Below are 20,175 nucleotides of genomic sequence, written 5' to 3' on the forward strand. Positions count from 1 at the left end.
GCGAACGCCCCGAGTCAAGAACGAACGTTCGTTCGCATCTCCGCAACCGGACGCCTGCGCCGCTGCGGCTGGCTCCGCCTCAGCCGAGAGCGGCCAGCACCGGGGTGAATTCCTGCACCACCCGCAGATAGACCGGACGCTTGAAGGGAATGATGAGAGAGGGCGTGTGTTCCAGCCGCTCCCAGCGCCAGGCGATGAATTCCGGCTTGTGCTTGCCGCCGCCCGGCTGGCTGACATTGATCTCGCTATCCTCGCCGGTGAAGCGCAGCGCGATCCATTTCTGCGTCTGGCCGCGATAGCGCCCCTTCCACGCCTCGCGGGCGATGGGCTCGGGCAGGTCGTAGGCGAACCAGTCGGGCGCTTCCGCCAGCGGCTCGACGGAGGTGACGTTGGTCTCCTCATAGAGTTCGCGCAGCGCCGCCTCCCGCGGAAGCTCGCCGTCATCGATGCCGCCCTGCGGCATCTGCCAGGAATGCAGCGCGTCGACATGCTCCGCCCCGCCGATGCGCTGGCCGAGGAACACCAGCCCCTCGCGATTGACCAGGATGACGCCGACGCAGGGACGGTAGGGAAGCTGCTCGAAAGGAACCATCGCAAAAGCCGTTCAGACAAGCCGGACAGGGACAGGCGGGCACGAACATTCGCGCGGGAGGGCCCGCCGGGGACGAGGCGCCACGCAGCGCCATCATAGACCCGCACCGTGACACCGCGAGAAAGAGCTCGATTTATGCTTAGCGCGGCGTCGAGAGGTGCAGTGGGACCTTCGCCGGCACCTGCCGCTCAGCGCGCGACCACCGGATTTTCGGAAGCGCTGGAGGCCGAGCGGACCGGCGGCGCCATCTCGACGATTTCGCGCTGCCCGGTCGAACCGTCGAGGAAGGTGAAGGAGCCGACACCCGCATCCACGTCGTCGCCGGCGAAACCCGGCCGCAGCACCGGCATGTCGGCGCTCACCGCCGCGTTGATATCCTCGAAGACATTGAAGGCCTGCGCCGCCGGCCGCTCGCGCAGCGTGAGCCACAGGCCCGCCACGCCGACGATGGCGATGCCGACCACGGCGAAGATCGTCACGGCCGCGCAGTAATGCGCGTTGTCGCGGCCGGCGTCGCGTCCGAGCGGAGCATCGGCGGCAGCGTAATTCTGGGCGTCCATCGGCGACATGCGAAGCGTTTCACTGCTTTTCATGGCGCTCTTGTCGGCTCCGACCTAGGCGGGATCGCGGCAAAATCCGGCAGCGAAAGCGGCGGCGGAAAAAACAAAGCCCCGCTCTCGCGAAAGAGCGGGGCTTGTTGCCTTTGCGTCACACCGGCACCGGAGGGCTCTGGTGCCGTGGATCGCGCCTCAGTTCGGCACGGCCGCCTTGGGATCGGCGGGATAGGCCGCGTTCTTCTGCACGCCCTGCATCAGGTCGATGGCGAGCTTCAGCTGGGTGTCGTCCTTCGGATCCGGCGGCACATAGGCGGGCGAACCGGTCTTCTCGTCTTCGCCGTTCTTCAGATGCCCCTTGAGCGAAGCCTCGCCACGCGTCGTCTCGACGCCCGCGGCCTCCGCCTTCTCCTTCACTTCCTGCGGCACGTCCTGCACCAGCTCGATGTCGGGCTGGATGCCCTTGGCCTGGATCGACCGGCCCGACGGCGTATAGTAGCGCGCCGTGGTCAGCTTGATCGCCGCATTGCCGGAAACCGGGATCACGGTCTGCACCGAGCCCTTGCCGAAGGAGAGCGAGCCGAGGATGGTGGCGCGCTTGTGGTCCTGCAGCGCGCCGGCGACGATTTCCGACGCCGAGGCCGAACCGCCATTGACCAGCACGATCACCGGCTTGCCCTTGGCGAGGTCGCCGGGCCGCGCGTTGCGCCGCTCGGTCTCGTCGGCATTGCGGCCGCGGGTGGAGACGATCTCGCCACGGTCGAGGAAGGTGTCGGAAACGTCGATCGCCTGGTCGAGCAGGCCGCCGGGATTATTGCGCAGGTCGATGATGAAGCCCTTGAGCTTGTCCTCGCCGATCTGCTTGGTCAGGTCCTCGACCGCCTTCTTCAGGCTCTCGCCGGTCTGCTCGCTGAAGGAGGTGATGCGGATATAGCCGATATCGCCATCCTCGACGCGCGAGCGCACCGACTTGATGTTGATGACATCGCGAGTCAGCGTCAGCTCGAGCGGCTTTTCCGAGCCCTTGCGCAGGATGGTGAGCTTGATCGGGGTGGCCACCGCGCCGCGCATCTTGTCGACCGCCTGCTGCAGAGTGAGGCCCTTCACCTCGTCATCGTCCAGCTTGATGATGAGGTCCCCGGCCAACACGCCGGCCTTGGCGGCGGGCGTGTCGTCGATCGGCGTCACCACCTTCACCAGGCCGTCTTCCATCGTGACCTCGATGCCGAGACCGCCGAACTGGCCGCGCGTCTGCACCTGCATGTCGCGAAAATCCTTCGCGTCCATGTAGGTCGAGTGCGGATCGAGCGAGGCCAGCATGCCGTTGATGGCCGCTTCGACCAGCTTGGCATCGTCAGGCTTCTCAACGTAGTCGGCGCGTACGCGCTCGAACACGTCGCCGAACAGGTTCAGCTGGCGGTAGGTGTCGGAAGCCGCGGCCATGGCCTGGCCGGGCTGGAGCAGCAGCCGGGGCTGCGCAGCGCCCACGGCGACCAGCGCGCCGACGGCTGCGCCCAAGAGAAATACTGACGTCTTACGCATCATCCGCGTGCCTTCTCGCTCTCGCTCGTCGCCCACCATGGCGCTGGATCGATCGAGTTTCCATCCTTGCGGAACTCGACATAGAGAATGGGTTGGGCGGTTCCAAGGCCGACCGACGACACAAGTTGCGGTCCTTGTCCCATGACCGCCACCGGCTCGCCGGACAGCACGAACTGACCCAGTTCCACTGTGATCTTATCCATACCCGCCAGCAAGATATGGTAGCCGCCGCCGGCATTGATGATCAAGAGTTGTCCATAGGAGCGGAACGGGCCGGCATAGACCACCCATCCGTCGCTCGGCGCCAGCACCTGCGCCTCGATGCGGGTGCCGAAGGACACGCCCTTTTCCTGCCCGCCATAGCCGTCTTCCGTGCCGAATGCCTTCAGCGTGACGCCGCCCGCCGGCAGCGGCAGCATGCCCTTGGCCTCCTCGAAAGGCACGCCGGGCGTGAGCCGGCCGGGATTCTGCAACGCCGCCAGCCGGGCCGCGGGGCCTTGATCCGCCTTGCTCTGCGCCGCCTTCGCCGCTTCCGCCGCCTTGCGCGAGACGGAGACCTCGGTCTCCATCCGCGCCAGCAGCTCGCGCACATTGCCGACTTCGGCGGCCAGCGCGGCGGCGCGCGCTTCCTCATTGTGCAAGGCCGCCTCGCCGGCCTCCATCGATGCGCGGCGCTCGTCGATCAGCGCCGCCGTGCGGCGGCGTTCCTCGGCCAGCGAGCTTTTCAATTCTGCGAGAGCGTCGCGCTCGCGCGCCGTCTCCTGGCGCACCCGCTCCAGCGCGGCGAGCTCGCCCGAAAGCAGCTCGGTCTCCGCCTTCAGCTCCGGCAGCACCGCCCCGAGCAGGATGGCGGAGCGCACCGATTGCAGCGCGTCGTCCGGGCGCACCAGCAGCGCCGGCGGCGGACGCCGGCCGAGCCGCATCAGCCCGCCCAGCACCTCGGCGAGCACGTCGCGCCGCGAATCGAGCGATTCGCGGATGTCGCCCTCCTCGCGGCCCAGCTGCACGAGGCGCTGCTCGGACGTGTCGAGCTTGGCCTCGACCTCGCGCACCTTCTGCGCCGTCTCGAGGAGCGCGCTGGCGAGCTTCGCCCGGTCGCCCTTCAGCGCGGCGATCTCGCCGGCGAGGCGCTCGCGCTCGGCCGCGCTGCCCTGCAGGTCGGCATTGAGCTGGTCCATCCGCTTGTGATGTTCGGCCAGCGGATCGCTGCCGCCGGCGGCGGGCGGCGCCTCCTGCGGCCAGGCGGGCGAGAGCGCCGGCGAGGTGAGCAGCAGGACGCAGGCGAGCGCGACGCGCAGCGCATGCGGAAACCCGCGCCGGAGGCGGGGCGCGTCGAAGGCGGAAGGCGTGGGGCGCGCGAGCGGCATCGTGTGAGGGAACGTCGGCGTGGTTAATGTTCGGTTACCGACCGACGCCGGAAACGCTCAGGCCTTGTGGTAGGGGTGGCCTGCGAGGATCGTCGTCGCGCGGTAAAGCTGCTCGGCCATCATCACCCGAACCAGCTGGTGCGGGAAGGTGGCACGTCCGAAGGCGACCAACCGGTCGGCGCGCCCGCGTGCGGCATCGCTCAGCCCGTCGGCACCGCCGATCAGGAAGGACAGCGCCCGGACGCCACGGTCGCGCAGCGCGGCGATGTCGGCGGCGATCTCCTCGCTCGACGCCTCGCGGCCACGCGGGTCCAACGCGATGACCGCCGTCTCCTCGGGCAGGGCGGCGAGCAGCGCCGCGCCTTCCTCGGTCATGCGGTCGTCCGGCCGGCGCGCCGCGCTTTCGGCGATCTCGACGACGTCCGGCCCGGTAAGGCTCAGCGCCCGCCCGCTCTTTGCCGTGCGCTCGATATAGCGCGCACAAAGCTCACGCTCGGGCCCGGCCTTCATCCGGCCCACGGCAAGGATCAGCAGACGCACGAGCGGGTCTAGCCGCGCGCCGGGCTGGCCGCGCTGCCCGGCAGGGCGCCCGACCACATCTTCTCGATGTTGTAGAAGCCCCGCACCTCCGGCTGGAAGACGTGCACGATGACATCGCTGGCATCGATCAGCACCCAGTCGCAGGCCGGCATGCCTTCGACCCGAACGCCCTTGACGCCGTGCGCCTTCAGCGCCTCGACAAGGTGCTCGGCGATAGCGCCGACATGCCGCTGGGACCGGCCCGAGGCCACCACCATGTAATCGGCGATGGTCGTCTTGCCGCGCAGTTCGATGGAAACGATATCCTCGGCCTTGTCGTCTTCAAGACGGGCCAGGATGAGGGCCAGCATCTCCTCGGCGTCGAAACGCGTCTCGGAGACAGGGGCAGTCGCCGGTTCGGAGGCGGCTGCCGAGAGCGCCATGATGGACAGGGGTCCAGATCCTCTCGTCATTTCTGCAAGAACCACGGCGGGAAATTCCGCCGTCTCTGCGTGCCTAAGATAAGGCCGAAACGGCCCATTTTTCAACCGTCGCGCGTAAAATCGCGTCAGCCCTACACCGATGCCGCCCGCCGCAGCTGCGTGGATGACAGCGGCGACTTCAGCCCGTGCAGGAAAACCCAGGCCGGCGGAGACCGTCCCGCGAGCTTCGGCGCGGCGGCCTCGTCCAGCCGCCAGCGCCGCAGGGCGTGCGCCGCCGGCGCGCCCATCGCCGGAAAGGTGCAGCCCGCCCGATCGATCACCGCGATCGGCACGAGGCGGGCAATGTCGCGCCAGCGCTGCCAGCGATGGAACGAGGCCAGGTTGTCCGCCCCCATGAGCCAGACGAACCGGACCTTGGGATAGCGCCGCACCAGCGCCGCCACCGTGTCATGAGTGTAGCGCGTGCCCAGCGCCGCCTCGAGGCCGGTCGGCACCAGCGCCGGATGGTCGGCAACCGCCCGCGCCTGCGCCAGCCGGACAGCGAGCGGCGGCAGCGCGTCATTGTCCTTGAGCGGGTTGCCGGGCGTAACCAGCCACCAGACCTGATCGAGGTTCAGCCGCTTCAGCGCCAGCAGGCTCGCCGCGCGATGGGCGGCATGCGGCGGGTTGAAGCTGCCGCCATAGAGGCCGATGCGCATGCCCGGCGCAAGCGGCGGGAGGCGCGGCGCGGAAACGTTTCCTGCCGCGATCCCCAATGCTTCGCTCGGGCGATCCGTGCCGATGACGGCGCCCTCCGGCGTCAGCGGCGATGGGCGGAAGGACCGGAGACCCGATCAGCCGCCATTCTTCTCCGCCTCCATGCGGGCCTTGAGCGCCAGCAGCTTGGCGAAGGGCGAATCCGGATCCACCGGCTTGTCGCGGCGGGTATCGGGACGCGGCCCGGCCGAGAAGCGCTCCTGCGGCGGACGGCCGCCCTCGCGATTGCCATGCTCGCGGCCGCCGAATTCCTTGCGCTTATCGTCGCGGCGATTCTCGCGCCCGTCCTCGCGGCGCGGACCACGCGGGGCGCGCTCGCCCTCGCCGCCCTCGGGACGACGCTCCGGCCGGCCTTCCGCACGACGCTCGTCGCGGAACGGACGACGGCCACGCTCGCCTTCCGGCCGCGGCTCGCGCGGCGCGGCGGCATCGCCGGCAGGCGCGGCACCGGCTTCCGTGCGCGGCTGCGGGCCACGTCCCTGCTGCGGGCCGCCCTTGCGGTGATGGGCGGGACGGTGCTGGCCCGGCGGACGGCCGGGGCGCCACACCTCGATCATCGCCGGCTCGGCAGGAGCGGCAGCGTCGGTCGCGGTCTCAGTCTCGGTCTCGGTCGACACAGCTTCCACCGCCTCGGCCTCGACGACGGCTTCCAGCGCCGGCTCGACGGTCTGGTCGAACACCGGATCGGTGAACACCTCGCCGCTCACCGCGCTGACATCGGCCAGCGGCGCCACCTCGACCGGGGCCTCGGTCCGCGCCTCTATGGATTCGGCAACGGCCTCCGGCTCCAGCGCCGGCTCGACCGTGTGGTCGAAGGCGACATCGGTGCTGACCGGCACCGCGACCGCTTCGGTCTCCGCTTCGGTGGCCGGCGTCTCGGCTTCGACCGAAACGGCGTCAGCCGGCACGGCCTCAGCGGGGGCGGTCTCGGCCGGGGCAGTCTCCACCGGCGCGGGGCGGCGCTCCATGCGATAGCCGAGCGAGCGCAGGATCGAGGCGAAATCCTCACCCGCGCAGCCGGCCAGCGAGGTCATGGCGACCGTGGCGATGAAGCCGCTGCCGTCGAAGGCACCCGCCGGCTTCTCACCGGAGGTATTCGGCCGCCAGGCCAGCGCCGGGCGGATGAGATCGGCCAGGCGCTCCAGAATGTCGACGCGCACGGCGCGCTCGCCGGCGACGCGGAAGCCGACCGCGCGGTACAACCCCTTCTGGATCTCCGGATCGACCGGGATCGAGGTGCGGCCCGAAGCGGCCAGATGCGGCAGCTCATCCAGCCCCTTCTGCTGCAAACCACCATGCTTCAACGCCCAGAGCTGGGCGGCGAGCGCGCGCGGCGCCGGCTTCAGCAGGGTCGGGATATAGATGTGGTGGGCGCCGAAGCGCACGCCGTGGCCGCGCAGCACCGCACGGGCCTCCTGGGCGAGGCTCTTCATCTCCTCGGCCACCTTGTGGCGCTCCAAGACGCCGAGCGTCTCGACCAGCTGGAAGGCGATGCCGCGGCCGATGCCGGCAATATCCTCGGCCTTGCCGAGAACCATGAGCGGGCCGAGCAGCTTCTCGATATGCGCCTTCAGCCACAATTCGACGCGCGCCTGCACGGCATCGCGCGCGGGGCCGGTGAGATGCTCGTCGGCGATGATCTTGATCCGGGGGGTGAGCACCTCGTCGCCCGGAATGAGCTTGGCGACCGGATCGCCGATCCAGCGCAGCGTGCCATCGGACGAGAGCACGAAGGCATCGTCCGGCGCCTCGGCCAGGCGGGCGGCGCGCGCCTCGATCTCGCCGGAGAGCGCCTGCTGCGCGGCCGTGCGCAATGCCTTGGCCTCCGGGCCGCCGGCCGAAGCGTCGGCGGCGAACTGGAAGCCGAGCAGGTGGCCGATCACATGGCCTTCGACGACCACATCGCCGGTCTTGGTGATTTCAGTTTCGAGCATTGCATTCTCTCGCAAGCGCCGCATCAGCACGCTGGTCCGGCGATCCACGAAGCGGTGCGCCAACCGCTCGTGAAGCGCATCGGAAAGCCTGTCTTCCACACGCCGTGTGACACCCCGCCAGTGTTCCGGGTCGTCGAGCCAATCCGGCCGGTTCGCCGCGAAGGTCCAGGTACGGACCTGCGCAATGCGCCCCGACAGCGTGTCTATGTCACCTTCCGCTCGGTCCGCCAAGGCCACTTGTTTGGCGAACCAGTCGGTGGAGATGCGCCCGAGCCGCATCAGATCGTCGTAAACCGTCGAAACGAGGTCGGAATGGGAGGCCGGCGACACCTTCCGATAGTCCGGCAGCTGGCAGGCTTCCCACAGCCGCTCGACCGCCCGCGCACCCACCGCGTGGCGGCGGATCGCCGGGTCGCGCGCCAGCGTCTCAAGCACCAGGACGTCATCGGCGGTGGGCGCGCGGGTGAGCCCTTCCTCGCGCGGCACCTGCGCCAGCGAACGGCCCAGCGCCTCGATGGAGGCGAAGTCCAGCGCGCTGTTGCGCCATTGCAGCACGCGGTGCGCATCGAAGCTGTGCGCCTCCAGCCGCTCCACCAGCTCGGCGTCGAAGGGCGAGCAGCGCCCGGTGGTGCCGAAGGTGCCGTCGCGCTTGGCGCGCCCGGCGCGCCCGGCGATCTGCGCCAATTCGCCCGGATTGAGCCGGCGGAACTGCCAGCCGTCGAACTTCACGTCACCGGCGAAGGCGACATGGTCGACGTCGAGATTGAGCCCCATGCCGATGGCGTCGGTGGCGACGAGATAGTCGACGTCGCCATTCTGGTACATCTCCACCTGCGCGTTGCGGGTGCGCGGGGAGAGCGCGCCGAGCACCACCGCCGCCCCGCCGCGCTGGCGGCGGATCAGTTCGGCGATGGCGTAGACCTCGTCGGCGGAGAAGGCGACGATGGCCGATCGGCGCGGCAGGCGGGTGATCTTCTTCTCGCCGGCGAAGGAGAGGTTCGACAGGCGCGGGCGCACGAGGATGTTCACGCCCGGCAGCAGCTTCTCGATGATCGGGCGCATGGTGGCGGCGCCGAGCAGTAGCGTCTCCTCCCGCCCGCGCCGGTTCAGCAGGCGGTCGGTGAAGATGTGGCCGCGGTCGAGATCGGCGGAAATCTGGATCTCGTCCAGCGCCACGAAGGCGACGTCGAGGTCGCGCGGCATCGCCTCGACGGTCGACACCCAGTAGCGCGGATTGGCCGGTTTGATGCGCTCCTCGCCGGTGACGAGGGCCACCTGTTCGGGACCCACACGCTCGACGATGCGCTGATAGACCTCGCGCGCCAGCAGGCGCAGCGGCAGGCCGATCAGCCCGGAGGAATGGCCGAGCATGCGGTCGATGGCGAGGCTGGTCTTGCCGGTATTGGTCGGCCCGAGCACGGCCGTGACACCCCGCGAGCGCAGGGAGGGCGGCAGGGGCCGGTTCGCGAAGGGGCTGGCGTTGACCGGCGGTGCGGCGATGTTCATCAGATCAATATGTCCGTCGAGCCGGCGGCCCGGCTCGTTTAGCACATGGGCTCGACCAAGGGCGATAGATTGTTGCGCCCGGCGCTGCCGGACGCTCGCTCCACGGGAGCGCCCTGCATATGGGAATGGATTCGCGCCGCGGCATCGGGGCGGCGGGAAACGCGCCGGGCTACTCGTGCGGGCGAGAGAACGCGCCTACGGGATCGCCGCCTTGGCGGGGCCGGCCTGCCGGCCGACCATGGGTTCGCTGATGAAGCTCAGCGCCTCGAGCTGGGCGACGCCGATGGCGGTCGTCACCGCGGCGCGGAACGGCGCCAGCATGCGCGTGCCGGCGATGGGCGCCAGCCACACATACATTTCCTTGTTCTTCATCATGTATTTCACGCCGGAGCGGTTCGGCCGGTGGCCGGCGACCGGGCGATAGGCGATGCGGCAGACGACGGCCGGGCCGACATAGCCCTTCTCCGCCTTCACCTCTTCCATGCGCTCGAAGCTCAGCTCCAGATCGTAGCGCTGGCGGCCGTCGAAGATGGACAAAGTGCGCTCGCACGCCTTGGCGGAGAGCGCCTCCTCGGTGCCCGGCACCATGATGAGCGCGGCCGACATCGGATCGAACACGCCGCGCTTGTCCTTGTCGGTCAGCGGCACGCGGTCGGGCACGGGCATCACCGGCGGCTCGACATTCATGTCGGTCACGCCGGCGCCGTTCATCACCAGGCGGATCGCCTCGGCCTTCTTGTCGGTCTCGGCTTCCATGGCGAAGGCGCGGGGCGCGAGCACGCCGTGATCGATCTGGCCGCGCGCGCCGGCCGTGCCCTTGCCGGTGGACACCGCCTGCACCACGCCGGTGAGCCGGGCGCTGCCGGAGGCGGTGTAGGATTTCTCGTCGACTTCCAGCACCAGCGCCGCGCGGCCCAGCTCCAGGCCCGCCAGTGACAGCTTGTACCGCGCCTCCAGCCGCCCGTCGGCAAGGACCGGCGTCGCCAACGTGCCGGCCAGCGTGCCGGCACCGACAAGCGCAAGTGTCGCCGTGAGGCTGAAGCGAAGCATGTGAAAGCTGATCCTGACCCGGCCCGGCGAATCGCCCGCGATTGCGCCCAAACGTCATTTACCCCAGCATCGGATGGCGTTGGAAGTCGGCGGAACTGTGACTCGCGCGCTCACGAAGCCGGGAACGCGGCGCGCTCGCCACGTACGGGGGAGAACGGCCCGCGGCCTTGACGGCGCCGGGACGCTTCCTTATAGGAGCGCACTCTTAAATTGACAGATGCCGCATGCGGGATCGTCAGGCTGCCTTCGTGGCCTGCGGCGCAACGGCGTGAAAAGCAAGGAATTCCACGATGTCGCGTCGGTGCGAACTTACCGGGAAGGCGGTTCTGACCGGCAATCTCGTGAGCCACTCCAACCGCAAGACCCGTCGGCGCTTTCTGCCGAACCTGGTGAACGTTACGCTCACCAGCGATGTGCTGAAGCGGTCGGTGAAGCTGCGCGTGAGCGCCAACGCCCTCAAGACCGTCGACCACCGCGGTGGTCTCGATGCGTTCCTGATCAAGGCCCGCATCGAAGAGCTGTCGCCCAAGGCCGCCGAGTTGAAGCGCGCCGTGGCCAAGGCCTCGGTCACCGCCTCGGAAGCTGCGGCCGCCTGAGCGCGATGAACGTCGCCGGCATCGAGGTTTCCGCCTCCAGGCTCGCCCTCCCCGTCATCGCCATGATGGCGGTGGTGGCGGCTTCCAATGTGCTGGTGCAATACCCGGTGCAGCAGTTCGGCCTCGCCGAGGTGCTGACCTGGGGTGCGTTCACCTACCCGCTGGCCTTTCTCGTCAACGACCTGACCAACCGCCGCTTCGGCCCCGCCGTCGCCCGGCAGGTGGTCTATTTCGGCTTCGCGCTGGCGGTCGTGCTGTCGATCGCACTGGCGACGCCGCGCATCGCGCTGGCCTCGGGCACGGCCTTCCTGGTCGGCCAGCTGCTAGACATCGGCGTGTTCAACCGCCTGCGCCGCCTGAGCTGGTGGCAGGCGCCGCTGGCCGGCAGCCTGATCGGTTCGGCGCTCGACACGGCGATCTTCTTCTCGCTCGCCTTCGCCGGCGATGCCGACATGTCCTTCCCCGTCACCTACGCCTCGACCGGCATCACCGTGCCGCTCTGGGTCGGCCTCGCCTTCTTCGATTTCCTGGTGAAGGTCGGCTGCGCGCTGCTGGCGCTGGTGCCCTATGGCGCGCTGATGGGCTGGCTGAAGCCGTGGGCCGGTGCCCAGGGCGCGGGCATCCCGGCGCGCTGACGTCCCGCGCGCTTCGTCACTTCCCTGCTATTGCATCACCGCGAAGCGCAGCAGCAAGCTGCGCTGGAGCGGCGAGAAATTGTCGTCCGACAACAGTGTGATGATCAGCTCGCCGGCCGCGTTGCGGTGCAGGGCGATGGCTTCCATGTTGTCGATTGCCGCGCTGCGGTTGGCCTCGGCCAGAACCTCGCCGCGAATGCGCGCGCCGGGCGCGATCTCGCTGAGCGGGAAGCGGCGGATGCGCATGGCCGGGCCGCGCAGCATGTCGTAGCGGCGCTCCAGGAGATAGACCATGCCGTCGTCGGACAGGGCGGCGTCGGTGGCGGCGAATTCGTCGATCCGCTCGATGGCGAAACGCCCGGTAGCGACCGGCTTGTCCAGCGGGCCGAACAGGAATCCCGGCAGGGTGGCCGGATCGTCCGGGCTTTCCTCGGCGATGACGATAAGCGCGGCGGGTGCGCCGGAGGGCGGCGCCAGCAGCGCCTCCGGCCCCTCATTCGAGCCGCGCCGGGCGATGTCGGCATCGGCGAGCAGCCGCCGCCCGGTCGCCTTCAACGGATCGTCCCCATCGAACCGCCAGATCTCCTGCACGCGCTCGATGCCGACGACGAGGCCGCCCTTGACGCGGGCGAGCGATTCGACGTCGCCGCGCCGCTGTCCGGCCAGCGTGCCCCCGCCGGCCGCGCGCATCGGCGCCAGCCGCGCTTCGGCGATGCCCGTCGGCCGGTCGCCCTCGCTGTCGATCCGGCCGGCGAGCCAGGTGCCGCGGTCGCTGACGGCGAGGATGCCGGCCCCGTCGGGATCGATCACCAGTCCCGACCAGCCGCCGAAATCACCGGAGGCGGCGGACAGCACCAGCCCGCCGCGAAACTCCAGCGCGCCGATGCGGGCGGCGCCGCTGGGCACGAAGCGCTCGATCGGCGTCGCGGCGATGTCGAGGGCAACCGTCTGCGCCTGACCGGCGAGGGGCAGCGCCAGCAGCAGGGCGGTGGCCGCCAGCAGGCTGCGGGAGACGTCGGTAAGCATCAGGTGGGATTCCGGTCAGCGGGCGGGAAGCATGCGCGAGACGAGCCCGTCGCGGCGGATGAACTGGTGCCACAGCGCCGCGCCGACATGCAGTACGACAATGCCGGCGATGAGATAGGCCAGGGCGACGTGAACAGGCCCGGTGCCAAGCTGCTTGCCGAGCGCCGTGGTCGTCACCGCGCCGAGGACCGGCTGGACGAGGATGGCGAGGTAGAGCACCCCATGGGTGGCGTGCGCCGCGATCCGGGTGAGCCGGGACATGCCCTCCGGCAGCGGCGGTGCGCGATGGGTCAAGCGCCAGACGATGCGCAGCAGCGCGAGGGCGAGCACCGCGTAGCCCACGAAGAGATGGGTGCGGAACAGGTAGAACCGGGGTTCCGAACCGCGCTCGAAATATCCCCAGCTCCAGCCGGTGGCGAACTGGACCAGCACGAGCCCCGCCACCAGCCAGTGCAGATTGCGGGCAACGCGGTCGTAGCGGGCATTCATCCGTCGAGCTCCGGCTGGTCGAATCGACACGGGTGGGCGGACAACATATTGCGGCGCGTTTCATTTCCGTGCCATGTCACAAAAGGGGCATGACGGGTTCGGGAGCAATCGGGGTGGCACGCGCCGCATCAACGGACCGCACGCCTGAGCGCCGGCCGGCACTGGCCGGCGAGGGCGAATCGCAGACGACCTTGCGCAAGAGTTCCCGCTCCGCCGAGCCCCGTACGCCGCGCCGCCGCAAGCAGATCGAGGCCAAGCGCAGCGCGATTCTCGATGCCGCGCTCCTGCTGTTCTCGCGCGCCGGACTGCACGGCACCACGGTCGAGCAGATCGCCGAGCAGGCGGCCGTCTCCAAGACCAACCTGTTCTATTATTTCGCCTCCAAGGAGGAGGTCTATGTCGCGGCGCTGACGCGGCTGCTCGACCAGTGGCTGGATCCGCTGCGCGGGCTGGAGCTCGACAGCGACCCGGTGCAGGGCATCGGCGAGTACATCCGGCGCAAGATCATGTTCTCGCGCACCCACCCGGAAGCCTCGCGGCTGTTCTGCCTGGAGCTGGTGCAGGGCGCGCCGCTGCTGCGCCACGAACTGGAAACGTCGCTGAAGGAACTGGTGGACGCCAAGGCGGCGGTGATCCGCGCCTGGACCGCCGCCGGACGCCTCGCGCCGGTCGACCCGCATCATCTGATCTTCTCGATCTGGGCCACCACCCAGCACTATGCGGACTTCGCCTCGCAGATCGACGCCCTGCTCCAGACCGGGCTGGACGACGAGGCCTTCGCCGAGGAGGCCGTACGCAATATCCAGCGCATCATTCTCGACGGCGTGCGTGTACGCTCGGATGATTGAGGCAGCACAGATTTTCAGGAGCCCTCGCATGCACCGCCGTGACGTTCTGCGCTCCGCCGCCCTGGCGTCGATGGCGGCCGCTGTGCTGGCGGTTCCACTGGTGAACGCGCCGCGGGGCGGTGCGCCGGAACTCGACATCGAGGCGCTGCTGTTCGACCCGCAGGCGCCGACCGGCGGCAATCCCAAGGGCGATGTCACCATCGTCGCCTTCTTCGACTATAATTGCGGCTATTGCCGCAAGTCGGCCCCCGCCCTCGCCCGGCTGATCAGCGAAGATCGCGGCATCCGCATCGTCTACAAGGACTGGCCGATCCTCGCCGAGAGTTCGGTGGTTGCGGCCCAGCTGGCGCTGGCGGCGAACTACCAGGGCAAATATACCCTCGCCCACACGACGCTGATGGGCCTGAAGGGAAGCCTCACCGCCGAGCGGATGAGCGCCGCGCTGGAGAAGGCCGGCATCGACCGCAAGAGACTGGCGGCGGATCTGGGCAGCCACGCGCATGAGATCGGCGACCTGCTGAAGCGCAACAACGAACTGGCGCAGGCGCTCGGCCTGCCCGGCACGCCGGTCTATCTGGTCGGCCCCTACAAGGTCGCCGCGGCGCTGGACTATCAGGGCTTCCGCGACGTCGTCGCCGACGCCCGCGCACGCGCCAAGGACAAGTAGCGCCCGCCCCTGTCGATCCGGGCCGCAGGTCCATTACGCGAGAATTCCGCTTGCCCGCACGCTGGCGGCTGTCCGGCCTATGGCATCGGCACGGCGGATTCCGAGGCGACGTTCGATAGGAAATTACGATGCAGGTGATTATCTCTAGTAATAATTTGCCAAATCGCGCGAGCCATACTAATTCGACGTTCAGGTCCTTTATCTACGTTATTGAATTATAGTTTTTATCTATTCAATAGATCAGATTGCATAATATTATCTGATGAAACACTAATCCTATGCCGCAACGGCATGCACCAATAATGTGCATAAGGTGTTTTACGTAGAGGCGAATGCTTTAGATCCGCCACGTGGCACGCCGCCTGCAAAAGTATTTCCGTATTTCCCGTCCCCACAGGCAAGGAAGCGGAACATGCGTGCTCTCACCTCCCTCAAGCGGTTGGCGACCTTGGGCGTCGTCGCCTCGCTCATCGGCCTGTCCGGCCTCGCGGCGCCCGCGTCAGCCCAGACCAAGCTGCGCCTCGCCGTCGAGACCAATAGCGGCGACCCGCTCAACATCATGCTGGCGAATTTCCGCGACGCGCTGGCCAAGTCGGCCGGCCCGGACGTGGCGATCGAGTTTTTCGAGGGCGGCGCGCTCGGCGACGAAACCGCGCTGATGGAGCTGATCCGCGCCGGCGAGGTGCAGGTGGTGCCGCTCGGCTCCGACGTGGTGACGCTCGACAAGGGCTTCTCGGTGCTCGACACGCCGTTCCTCTTTCCCGACAAGGCGAGCGCCCGCGCCGCCTTCGACGGGGCGTTCGGCAAGCTGCTCGCCGCCTCGCTGCGGCAGAAGGCCGGGCTCGAAGTTCTCGCCTTCGGCGAACTCGGCTTCCGCACCATCTCCACCACCAACAAGCAGATCAACGTCCCCGCCGACCTCAAGGGCCTGAAGATCCGCACGCCGGGCAGCCCGACCCGCATCCTCGCCTTCAAGACGCTCGGCGCCGCCCCGACCCCGATGCCGCTCGGCGAAGTCTACATGGCGCTCAAGCAGGGCGCGCTGGACGGCCAGGAGAACCCGCTCTCAGTGATCAAGGAATTCTCCTTCTTCGAGGTGCAGAAATTCATCGCCCTGACCAACCACGTCTACACGCCGATCACCCTCGCCATGAACGGCGCGGCCTATGACGCGCTCTCCCCCGAGCTGAAGACGAAGATCACCGAGGCCGCCAAGGCCGGCTCCGCCGCCACCCGCAAGGCCTCCGACGACAGCGACGCCCGCCTGGTCGACGAGTTCAAGGCGAAGGGCGTGACCGTCACCACGCCGGACCTCGCCGCCTTCCGCAAGGCTGCCGAGCCGGTGAAGGGCGAGATCGCCAAGGTTATCGGACCGGAGCTGATGGGCAAGCTCGAGGCCTCGCTGAAATGAGCGTTCCCACAGGTGCAGAGGCCAGCACGGGCTTCCGTTACGACGGCTACGGAACGCTCGGCCGCATCGGCCTCATCTACATCGCCTCCTCCATCGTCATGGACGCCGAATGGGCGGCCATGGCGGCGCCGGGCCTCTCGGTGCACACCACCCGCGTGCGCCTGCCCAAGGTCACGCTGGAGGGCATCGACCAGATGATGAACGCGCCGGAGCTGGAGCAATCCGCCCGGCTGGTCGGCTCGGCGCCGATCGACGTGCTGTGCTTCGGCGGCACCAGCGCCTCCTTCGTCTATGGCACCGCCTATGACAAGGCGCTGATCACCCGCATGGAAGGCTGGGCGCCGGGGGTGAAGGCGACCACCGCCTCCACCGCCTCGCTCGCCGCGCTGGCGGCCGTGAAGGCCGGTCCGGTGGCGCTGGCGACGCCTTATGTCGACGCCATCCACCAGCGCGCCGTCGCCTTCCTCGAATCCAACGGCCACCCCGTCCTGAAGAGCGGCAATCTCGGCATCGACGAGGACTGGGCGCTGGCCGAGGTGCCGCTGGAGAAGGTGTTCGACCACGTGGTCGCCTGCGACCACCCGGACGCCACCGCCATCTTCATCTCCTGCACCAATTTCCGCTCCTCCGGCGTGATCGAGGCGCTGGAGCGCGCGCTCGGCAAGCCGGTGATCTCCGCCGTGCAGGCCTCGTTCTGGCACTGTCTCGAAGTGACCGGCATCAACGGCGCGCGGCCCGGCTACGGCCAGCTGTTCGCCAACCGCCTCGCCCCCGCAACCGAGGGAGCCTGCGCATGACCTTCAAGCTCATGGAGGCGCGGCCCGCGCCCTCGGAACTCATCGGCCGCTTCTCGCTGATCGGCGCGGCCACCTGGCTGGTCGAGACCGCCGGCGTGGTGCTGATGGCGACACTCAGCCTGCTGGTGCTGTCCAACGCGACGGGCCGCTACTTCTTCAACCACCCGCTGCCCTGGACGGAAGAAGCCGTCTCGGTCCTTCTCGTCTGGATCGCCGCCATCGGCGTGGTGCTGGCGGCCGGGCGCGGAGCACTGGTCGGCTGCGAGATCGTCACCAGCCGGCTGCGGCCGCGACAGGGCCGGGCGCTGGCGCGGGCGATAAGCCTCGCCGGCGCGCTCCTGATGCTGGTCGTCGCCTGGTACGCCTGGCGCTACATGAACGTGTTCGGCCGCGACACCACGCCGATGCTGGACATCCCGAAATCCTGGATTTCCGGCGGGCTGCTCGCCGCCGCGCTCGGCATGGCGGCGGCATTCCTCTACCGCAGCGTCAAGCCGCACGATCCGAGCCAGTTCGCGCGCGAGACGGCCCCGGAGGTGCACTCATGATGCTCGCCCTCGCCGGCGGTTCGCTCGTCGCCCTCTGCGCCCTCGTCATACTGGGCTTTCCCATCATCGTGGCGCTGGTCGCCTCGGTGCTGATCTTCCTGTCGGTGAGCGGGGGCTGGGCGCTTGCCCTGCCGCAACAGACGCTGACCGGCGTCGCCGACTACATCCTCGTCACCCTGCCCTTGTTCATCCTCGCCGGCGGCATCATGAACAATGGCGGTATCGCGAAACGGCTGTTCGACTTCGCGGTGGCGCTGGTCGGCTGGATGCGCGGCGGCCTCGCCCATGTCGACGTGGTCACCTCGGTGCTGTTCGGCGGCATGATCGGCACCTCGGTGGCGGACCTCGCCGGCACCGGCTCGGTCACCATCCCGCATCTGAAGAAGCACGGCTATCCCGGCCCCTTCGCAGCGGCGGTGACGGCGACCTCGTCGGGCATCGGCGTGCTGATCCCGCCCTCCTCGCCGATGATCCTCTATTCGGCGGTGACCGGCACCTCACTGGGCGCGCTGTTCCTCGCCGGCGTCGTGCCGGGTCTGCTGATGGGCGGCATGATGATGGGCGTCATCTCCTGGATGGCGCGCCGGCATGGCTGGGGCACGGCCGGTCCCTTCGTGCCGCACGAGGTGTGGCGCACCGGCAAGCGGGCGATCCTGCCGCTCGGCCTGCCGGCCTTCATCCTGATCAGCCTGATCTCCGGCGTTTGCACGCCGAGCGAGGCCGGCGCCTTCGCCCTCGCCTATGCCTTCGTGCTGTCGAAATTCGTCTACCGCTCGATCTCCTGGTCGGAGCTGCGCCAGGTGACGGTGGACGGCGTGATCATGACCGGCGAGGTGCTGATCGTGGTGGGCTTCTCCACCGCGCTCGGCTGGGCGCTGTCGCAGGCCAAGGTGCCGATCGTGCTGGCCGACGGGCTGCAGACGCTGTTCCCCTTCGAGGCGACGACGCTGAAGATCCTCGTCCTGCTGCTGCTGGCGCTGATCGCCGGCATGGTGCTCGACCCGCTCATCCCGATGATCATGCCGGTGCTGCTGCCCTCGCTGATCGCGATGCAGGTCGATCTCGTGCATTTCGGCGTGCTGATCGTGGTGACGGTGGTGATCGGCCAGATCACCCCGCCGGTCGCCATCGCGATACTGGTCTCGGCCAAGATCGCGCGGGAGGACGTGGTGCATGTGTTCCGCGCCAACATGCCGTTCTTCTGGGGCATGGTCGGCTTCCTCATCCTGCTCACCGCCGTGCCCTGGCTGTCCACCGGACTGCCCTCGCTGATGGCGGACTGAAGCAGGGCAACGCACATGAAAAAGGGCGCGCCCCGCGGGACGCGCCCTTCGCATGTCAGGCGGGATCAGAGGCCGCCGATGCAGACATATTTGATGTCGACATATTCATCGACGCCATACATCGAGCCCTCGCGGCCGACGCCGGATTCCTTCACCCCGCCGAACGGCGCCACTTCCGTGGTGATCACGCCGGCATTGATGCCGACCTGGCCGTAGCGCAGCGCCTCGGACACGCGGAAGGCGCGGGCGAGGTCCTTGGTGTAGAAATAGCAGGCGAGGCCGAACTCGGTGTCGTTGGCGAGGCGCACCGCCTCCTCCTCGGTCTCGAAGCGGAACACCGGCGCCACCGGGCCGAAGATCTCCTCGCGCGCGAAGCTCATCTCGTTCGAGGCATCGGCGATGACGGTGGGCTCGAAGAACTGGCCGCCCAGCGCGTGGCGCTTGCCGCCGGTGACGACCTTAGCCCCCTTGGCGAGCGCGTCGGCAATGAAGCTCTCGGTCTTGGCCACTGCCTTGTCGTCGATCAGCGGGCCCTGCACCACGCCCTCCTCCAGCCCGGAGCCGACCTTGAGCTTGGCCGAGGCGGCGGCGAACTTCTCGACGAAGGCGTCATAGATGCCGGCCTGCGCATAGAACCGGTTGGCGCAGACGCAGGTCTGGCCGGAATTGCGGTACTTCGAGGCGAGCGCGCCCTCCACCGCCTTGTCGAGATCGGCGTCGTCGAAGATGACGAAGGGCGCGTTGCCGCCGAGTTCCATGGAGACGCGCTTCACCGTGTCGGCGGCCTGCTTCATCAGGATCTTGCCGATCGGCGTCGAGCCGGTGAAGGTGATCTTGCGCACGGTCGGGTTCGAGGTCATCTCGCCGCCGATCTCGGAGGCCGAGCCGGTGAGGATGTTGACCACGCCGGCGGGATAGCCGGCCTGCTCGGCCAGCACGCCCCAGGCGAGGCCGGAATAGGGCGTCTGCGTCGCCGGCTTCACCACCGAGGTGCAGCCGGTCGCCAGCGCCGGGCCGATCTTGCGCGCCAGCATGGAGGAGGGGAAGTTCCACGGCGTGATCGCCGCGACCACGCCGACCGGCTGCTTGATGGCGAGGATGCGCCGCTCGCCCCAGGGCGAGGGGATCACGTCGCCATAGACCCGGCGGGCCTCCTCGGCGAACCACAGCACATAGGCGGCGCTGGCGCCGACCTCGCCCATCGACTCAGTGAGCGGCTTGCCCTGCTCGATGGTCAGCAGCTCGGCCAGCGCGCGCTGGTTGTCCATGATGGCGGCGTGCAGCCGGCGCAGCAGCTTGGCCCGCTCGTCGGCGGTGGTGCGCGAGAAGCTCGCAAACGCCTTGTCCGCCGCCGCGATGGCGCGCACCGTCTCGGCCCGGCCGGCATTCGGCACGGTGCCGATCACCTCGCCCGTGGCCGGATTGGTGACGGCGATGGTGGCGCCGCTGTCGGCGGCCTGCCATTCGCCGCCGATGAAATTCGCCTCGCGCTTGAAATCCGACCAGCTCATGAGCCCTGCCTCTTTCTTCGCTGCCGACCCTCATGGCCGATGCCGCGTCGAGGCTATCTAGCGCCCGCGCGCGCGAGCGACAACGGCAATGTGATCACAGA

General features: G+C 68.7%; 20 protein-coding genes. 8 read left to right on the forward strand and 12 right to left on the reverse strand.

Annotation, left to right across the window (positions count from 1 at the left end; translation table 11 throughout):
- Window positions 1-79 precede the first annotated feature (79 nt).
- From ACO2RV_RS15695 to ACO2RV_RS15735, 9 genes are all read right to left on the reverse strand, one after another.
- Entirely contained in the window at window positions 80-592 is a 513-nt protein-coding gene (locus ACO2RV_RS15695) for an RNA pyrophosphohydrolase (protein ID WP_423294616.1), read from the reverse strand.
- Window positions 593-780: 188 nt separating this feature from the next.
- Window positions 781-1,185 (reverse strand): hypothetical protein, encoded by a 405-nt coding sequence (locus tag ACO2RV_RS15700; RefSeq protein WP_423294618.1) that lies wholly within the window; start codon window positions 1,183-1,185, stop codon window positions 781-783.
- A gap of 156 nt (window positions 1,186-1,341) precedes the next feature.
- The gene (locus ACO2RV_RS15705; protein ID WP_423294620.1) at window positions 1,342-2,691 is read right to left on the reverse strand and encodes a S41 family peptidase; all 1,350 of its coding nucleotides are present in this window, start codon (window positions 2,689-2,691) and stop codon (window positions 1,342-1,344) included.
- Window positions 2,688-4,055: a murein hydrolase activator EnvC family protein gene (locus tag ACO2RV_RS15710; protein ID WP_423294622.1), complete on the reverse strand. Its 1,368-nt coding sequence runs from the start codon at window positions 4,053-4,055 to the stop codon at window positions 2,688-2,690. The genes ACO2RV_RS15705 and ACO2RV_RS15710 overlap by 4 nt, the downstream gene beginning before the upstream one ends.
- A 57-nt stretch (window positions 4,056-4,112) precedes the next feature.
- Window positions 4,113-4,595 (reverse strand): 23S rRNA (pseudouridine(1915)-N(3))-methyltransferase RlmH, encoded by a 483-nt coding sequence (gene rlmH / locus ACO2RV_RS15715; RefSeq protein ID WP_423294686.1) that lies wholly within the window; start codon window positions 4,593-4,595, stop codon window positions 4,113-4,115.
- Window positions 4,596-4,603: 8 nt separating this feature from the next.
- Window positions 4,604-5,017 carry a ribosome silencing factor gene (gene rsfS / locus ACO2RV_RS15720; protein ID WP_423294624.1) on the reverse strand — a complete coding sequence of 138 codons (414 nt, stop codon included), beginning with the start codon at window positions 5,015-5,017 and terminating at the stop codon, window positions 4,604-4,606.
- Window positions 5,018-5,148: 131 nt separating this feature from the next.
- Window positions 5,149-5,715, reverse strand: coding sequence for a nicotinate-nucleotide adenylyltransferase (locus ACO2RV_RS15725; protein ID WP_423294626.1), 567 nt, complete (start codon window positions 5,713-5,715; stop codon window positions 5,149-5,151).
- 135 nt (window positions 5,716-5,850) lie between these two features.
- On the reverse strand, window positions 5,851-9,213 hold the full coding sequence (locus tag ACO2RV_RS15730) for a helicase-related protein (RefSeq protein WP_423294628.1): 3,363 nt from the start codon (window positions 9,211-9,213) through the stop codon (window positions 5,851-5,853).
- Window positions 9,214-9,408: 195 nt separating this feature from the next.
- Window positions 9,409-10,263, reverse strand: a complete 855-nt coding sequence (locus tag ACO2RV_RS15735) for a DUF3108 domain-containing protein (protein ID WP_423294630.1) — start codon at window positions 10,261-10,263, stop codon at window positions 9,409-9,411.
- 290 nt (window positions 10,264-10,553) lie between these two features.
- Here ACO2RV_RS15735 and rpmB point away from each other — a divergent pair, with 290 nt between their 5' ends.
- Window positions 10,554-10,859, forward strand: coding sequence for a 50S ribosomal protein L28 (gene rpmB / locus ACO2RV_RS15740; protein WP_423294632.1), 306 nt, complete (start codon window positions 10,554-10,556; stop codon window positions 10,857-10,859).
- A gap of 5 nt (window positions 10,860-10,864) precedes the next feature.
- Window positions 10,865-11,494, forward strand: a complete 630-nt coding sequence (locus ACO2RV_RS15745; protein ID WP_423294634.1) for a queuosine precursor transporter — start codon at window positions 10,865-10,867, stop codon at window positions 11,492-11,494.
- A 27-nt stretch (window positions 11,495-11,521) separates the two neighbouring features.
- Here the strand turns inward: ACO2RV_RS15745 and ACO2RV_RS15750 are convergent, their stop codons facing one another.
- On the reverse strand, window positions 11,522-12,520 hold the full coding sequence (locus tag ACO2RV_RS15750; RefSeq protein WP_423294636.1) for an esterase-like activity of phytase family protein: 999 nt from the start codon (window positions 12,518-12,520) through the stop codon (window positions 11,522-11,524).
- A gap of 15 nt (window positions 12,521-12,535) precedes the next feature.
- Window positions 12,536-13,009 (reverse strand): cytochrome b, encoded by a 474-nt coding sequence (locus tag ACO2RV_RS15755; protein ID WP_423294638.1) that lies wholly within the window; start codon window positions 13,007-13,009, stop codon window positions 12,536-12,538.
- Window positions 13,010-13,200: 191 nt separating this feature from the next.
- Between ACO2RV_RS15755 and rutR the strand changes: the two genes are divergently transcribed.
- The 6 genes from rutR to ACO2RV_RS15785 all read left to right on the forward strand — a co-directional run bounded on the left by rutR (window position 13,201) and on the right by ACO2RV_RS15785 (window position 18,563).
- The gene (gene rutR / locus ACO2RV_RS15760) at window positions 13,201-13,857 is read left to right on the forward strand and encodes an HTH-type transcriptional regulator RutR (RefSeq protein WP_423294688.1); all 657 of its coding nucleotides are present in this window, start codon (window positions 13,201-13,203) and stop codon (window positions 13,855-13,857) included.
- Window positions 13,858-13,885: 28 nt separating this feature from the next.
- A complete protein-coding gene (locus ACO2RV_RS15765) occupies window positions 13,886-14,524 on the forward strand; it encodes a DsbA family protein (protein ID WP_423294640.1) in 639 nt (212 codons plus the stop codon).
- Window positions 14,525-14,936: 412 nt separating this feature from the next.
- Window positions 14,937-15,935 (forward strand): TRAP transporter substrate-binding protein, encoded by a 999-nt coding sequence (locus ACO2RV_RS15770; protein ID WP_423294642.1) that lies wholly within the window; start codon window positions 14,937-14,939, stop codon window positions 15,933-15,935.
- Window positions 15,932-16,732: a maleate cis-trans isomerase family protein gene (locus ACO2RV_RS15775; RefSeq protein WP_423294644.1), complete on the forward strand. Its 801-nt coding sequence runs from the start codon at window positions 15,932-15,934 to the stop codon at window positions 16,730-16,732. The genes ACO2RV_RS15770 and ACO2RV_RS15775 overlap by 4 nt, the downstream gene beginning before the upstream one ends.
- Complete coding sequence (locus ACO2RV_RS15780; protein ID WP_423294646.1) at window positions 16,729-17,280, forward strand: TRAP transporter small permease; 552 nt, start codon at window positions 16,729-16,731, stop codon at window positions 17,278-17,280. Before ACO2RV_RS15775 ends, ACO2RV_RS15780 begins: the two co-directional genes overlap by 4 nt.
- Window positions 17,277-18,563: a TRAP transporter large permease gene (locus ACO2RV_RS15785; RefSeq protein WP_423294648.1), complete on the forward strand. Its 1,287-nt coding sequence runs from the start codon at window positions 17,277-17,279 to the stop codon at window positions 18,561-18,563. The genes ACO2RV_RS15780 and ACO2RV_RS15785 overlap by 4 nt, the downstream gene beginning before the upstream one ends.
- Window positions 18,564-18,628: 65 nt before the next feature.
- On the opposite strand, the gene ACO2RV_RS15790 is transcribed toward ACO2RV_RS15785, so the two are convergent.
- Window positions 18,629-20,074, reverse strand: a complete 1,446-nt coding sequence (locus tag ACO2RV_RS15790; protein ID WP_423294650.1) for an NAD-dependent succinate-semialdehyde dehydrogenase — start codon at window positions 20,072-20,074, stop codon at window positions 18,629-18,631.
- Window positions 20,075-20,175 lie beyond the last annotated feature (101 nt).

This window comes from Ancylobacter sp. VNQ12, assembly GCF_049445835.1.
GTDB lineage: Bacteria > Pseudomonadota > Alphaproteobacteria > Rhizobiales > Xanthobacteraceae > Ancylobacter.

Bases quoted from the DNA above. Each gene is read 5' to 3' on its own strand.
- ACO2RV_RS15695 (WP_423294616.1), bottom strand. From the start codon at position 592: ATGGTTCCTTTCGAGCAGCTTCCCTACCGTCCCTGCGTCGGCGTCATC.
- ACO2RV_RS15700 (WP_423294618.1), bottom strand. From the start codon at position 1,185: ATGAAAAGCAGTGAAACGCTTCGCATGTCGCCGATGGACGCCCAGAAT.
- ACO2RV_RS15705 (WP_423294620.1), bottom strand. From the start codon at position 2,691: ATGATGCGTAAGACGTCAGTATTTCTCTTGGGCGCAGCCGTCGGCGCG.
- ACO2RV_RS15710 (WP_423294622.1), bottom strand. From the start codon at position 4,055: ATGCCGCTCGCGCGCCCCACGCCTTCCGCCTTCGACGCGCCCCGCCTC.
- rsfS (WP_423294624.1), bottom strand. From the start codon at position 5,017: ATGGCGCTCTCGGCAGCCGCCTCCGAACCGGCGACTGCCCCTGTCTCC.
- ACO2RV_RS15725 (WP_423294626.1), bottom strand. From the start codon at position 5,715: ATGCGCATCGGCCTCTATGGCGGCAGCTTCAACCCGCCGCATGCCGCC.
- ACO2RV_RS15730 (WP_423294628.1), bottom strand. From the start codon at position 9,213: ATGAACATCGCCGCACCGCCGGTCAACGCCAGCCCCTTCGCGAACCGG.
- ACO2RV_RS15735 (WP_423294630.1), bottom strand. From the start codon at position 10,263: ATGCTTCGCTTCAGCCTCACGGCGACACTTGCGCTTGTCGGTGCCGGC.
- rpmB (WP_423294632.1), top strand. From the start codon at position 10,554: ATGTCGCGTCGGTGCGAACTTACCGGGAAGGCGGTTCTGACCGGCAAT.
- ACO2RV_RS15745 (WP_423294634.1), top strand. From the start codon at position 10,865: ATGAACGTCGCCGGCATCGAGGTTTCCGCCTCCAGGCTCGCCCTCCCC.
- ACO2RV_RS15750 (WP_423294636.1), bottom strand. From the start codon at position 12,520: ATGCTTACCGACGTCTCCCGCAGCCTGCTGGCGGCCACCGCCCTGCTG.
- ACO2RV_RS15755 (WP_423294638.1), bottom strand. From the start codon at position 13,009: ATGAATGCCCGCTACGACCGCGTTGCCCGCAATCTGCACTGGCTGGTG.
- ACO2RV_RS15765 (WP_423294640.1), top strand. From the start codon at position 13,886: ATGCACCGCCGTGACGTTCTGCGCTCCGCCGCCCTGGCGTCGATGGCG.
- ACO2RV_RS15770 (WP_423294642.1), top strand. From the start codon at position 14,937: ATGCGTGCTCTCACCTCCCTCAAGCGGTTGGCGACCTTGGGCGTCGTC.
- ACO2RV_RS15775 (WP_423294644.1), top strand. From the start codon at position 15,932: ATGAGCGTTCCCACAGGTGCAGAGGCCAGCACGGGCTTCCGTTACGAC.
- ACO2RV_RS15780 (WP_423294646.1), top strand. From the start codon at position 16,729: ATGACCTTCAAGCTCATGGAGGCGCGGCCCGCGCCCTCGGAACTCATC.
- ACO2RV_RS15785 (WP_423294648.1), top strand. From the start codon at position 17,277: ATGATGCTCGCCCTCGCCGGCGGTTCGCTCGTCGCCCTCTGCGCCCTC.
- ACO2RV_RS15790 (WP_423294650.1), bottom strand. From the start codon at position 20,074: ATGAGCTGGTCGGATTTCAAGCGCGAGGCGAATTTCATCGGCGGCGAA.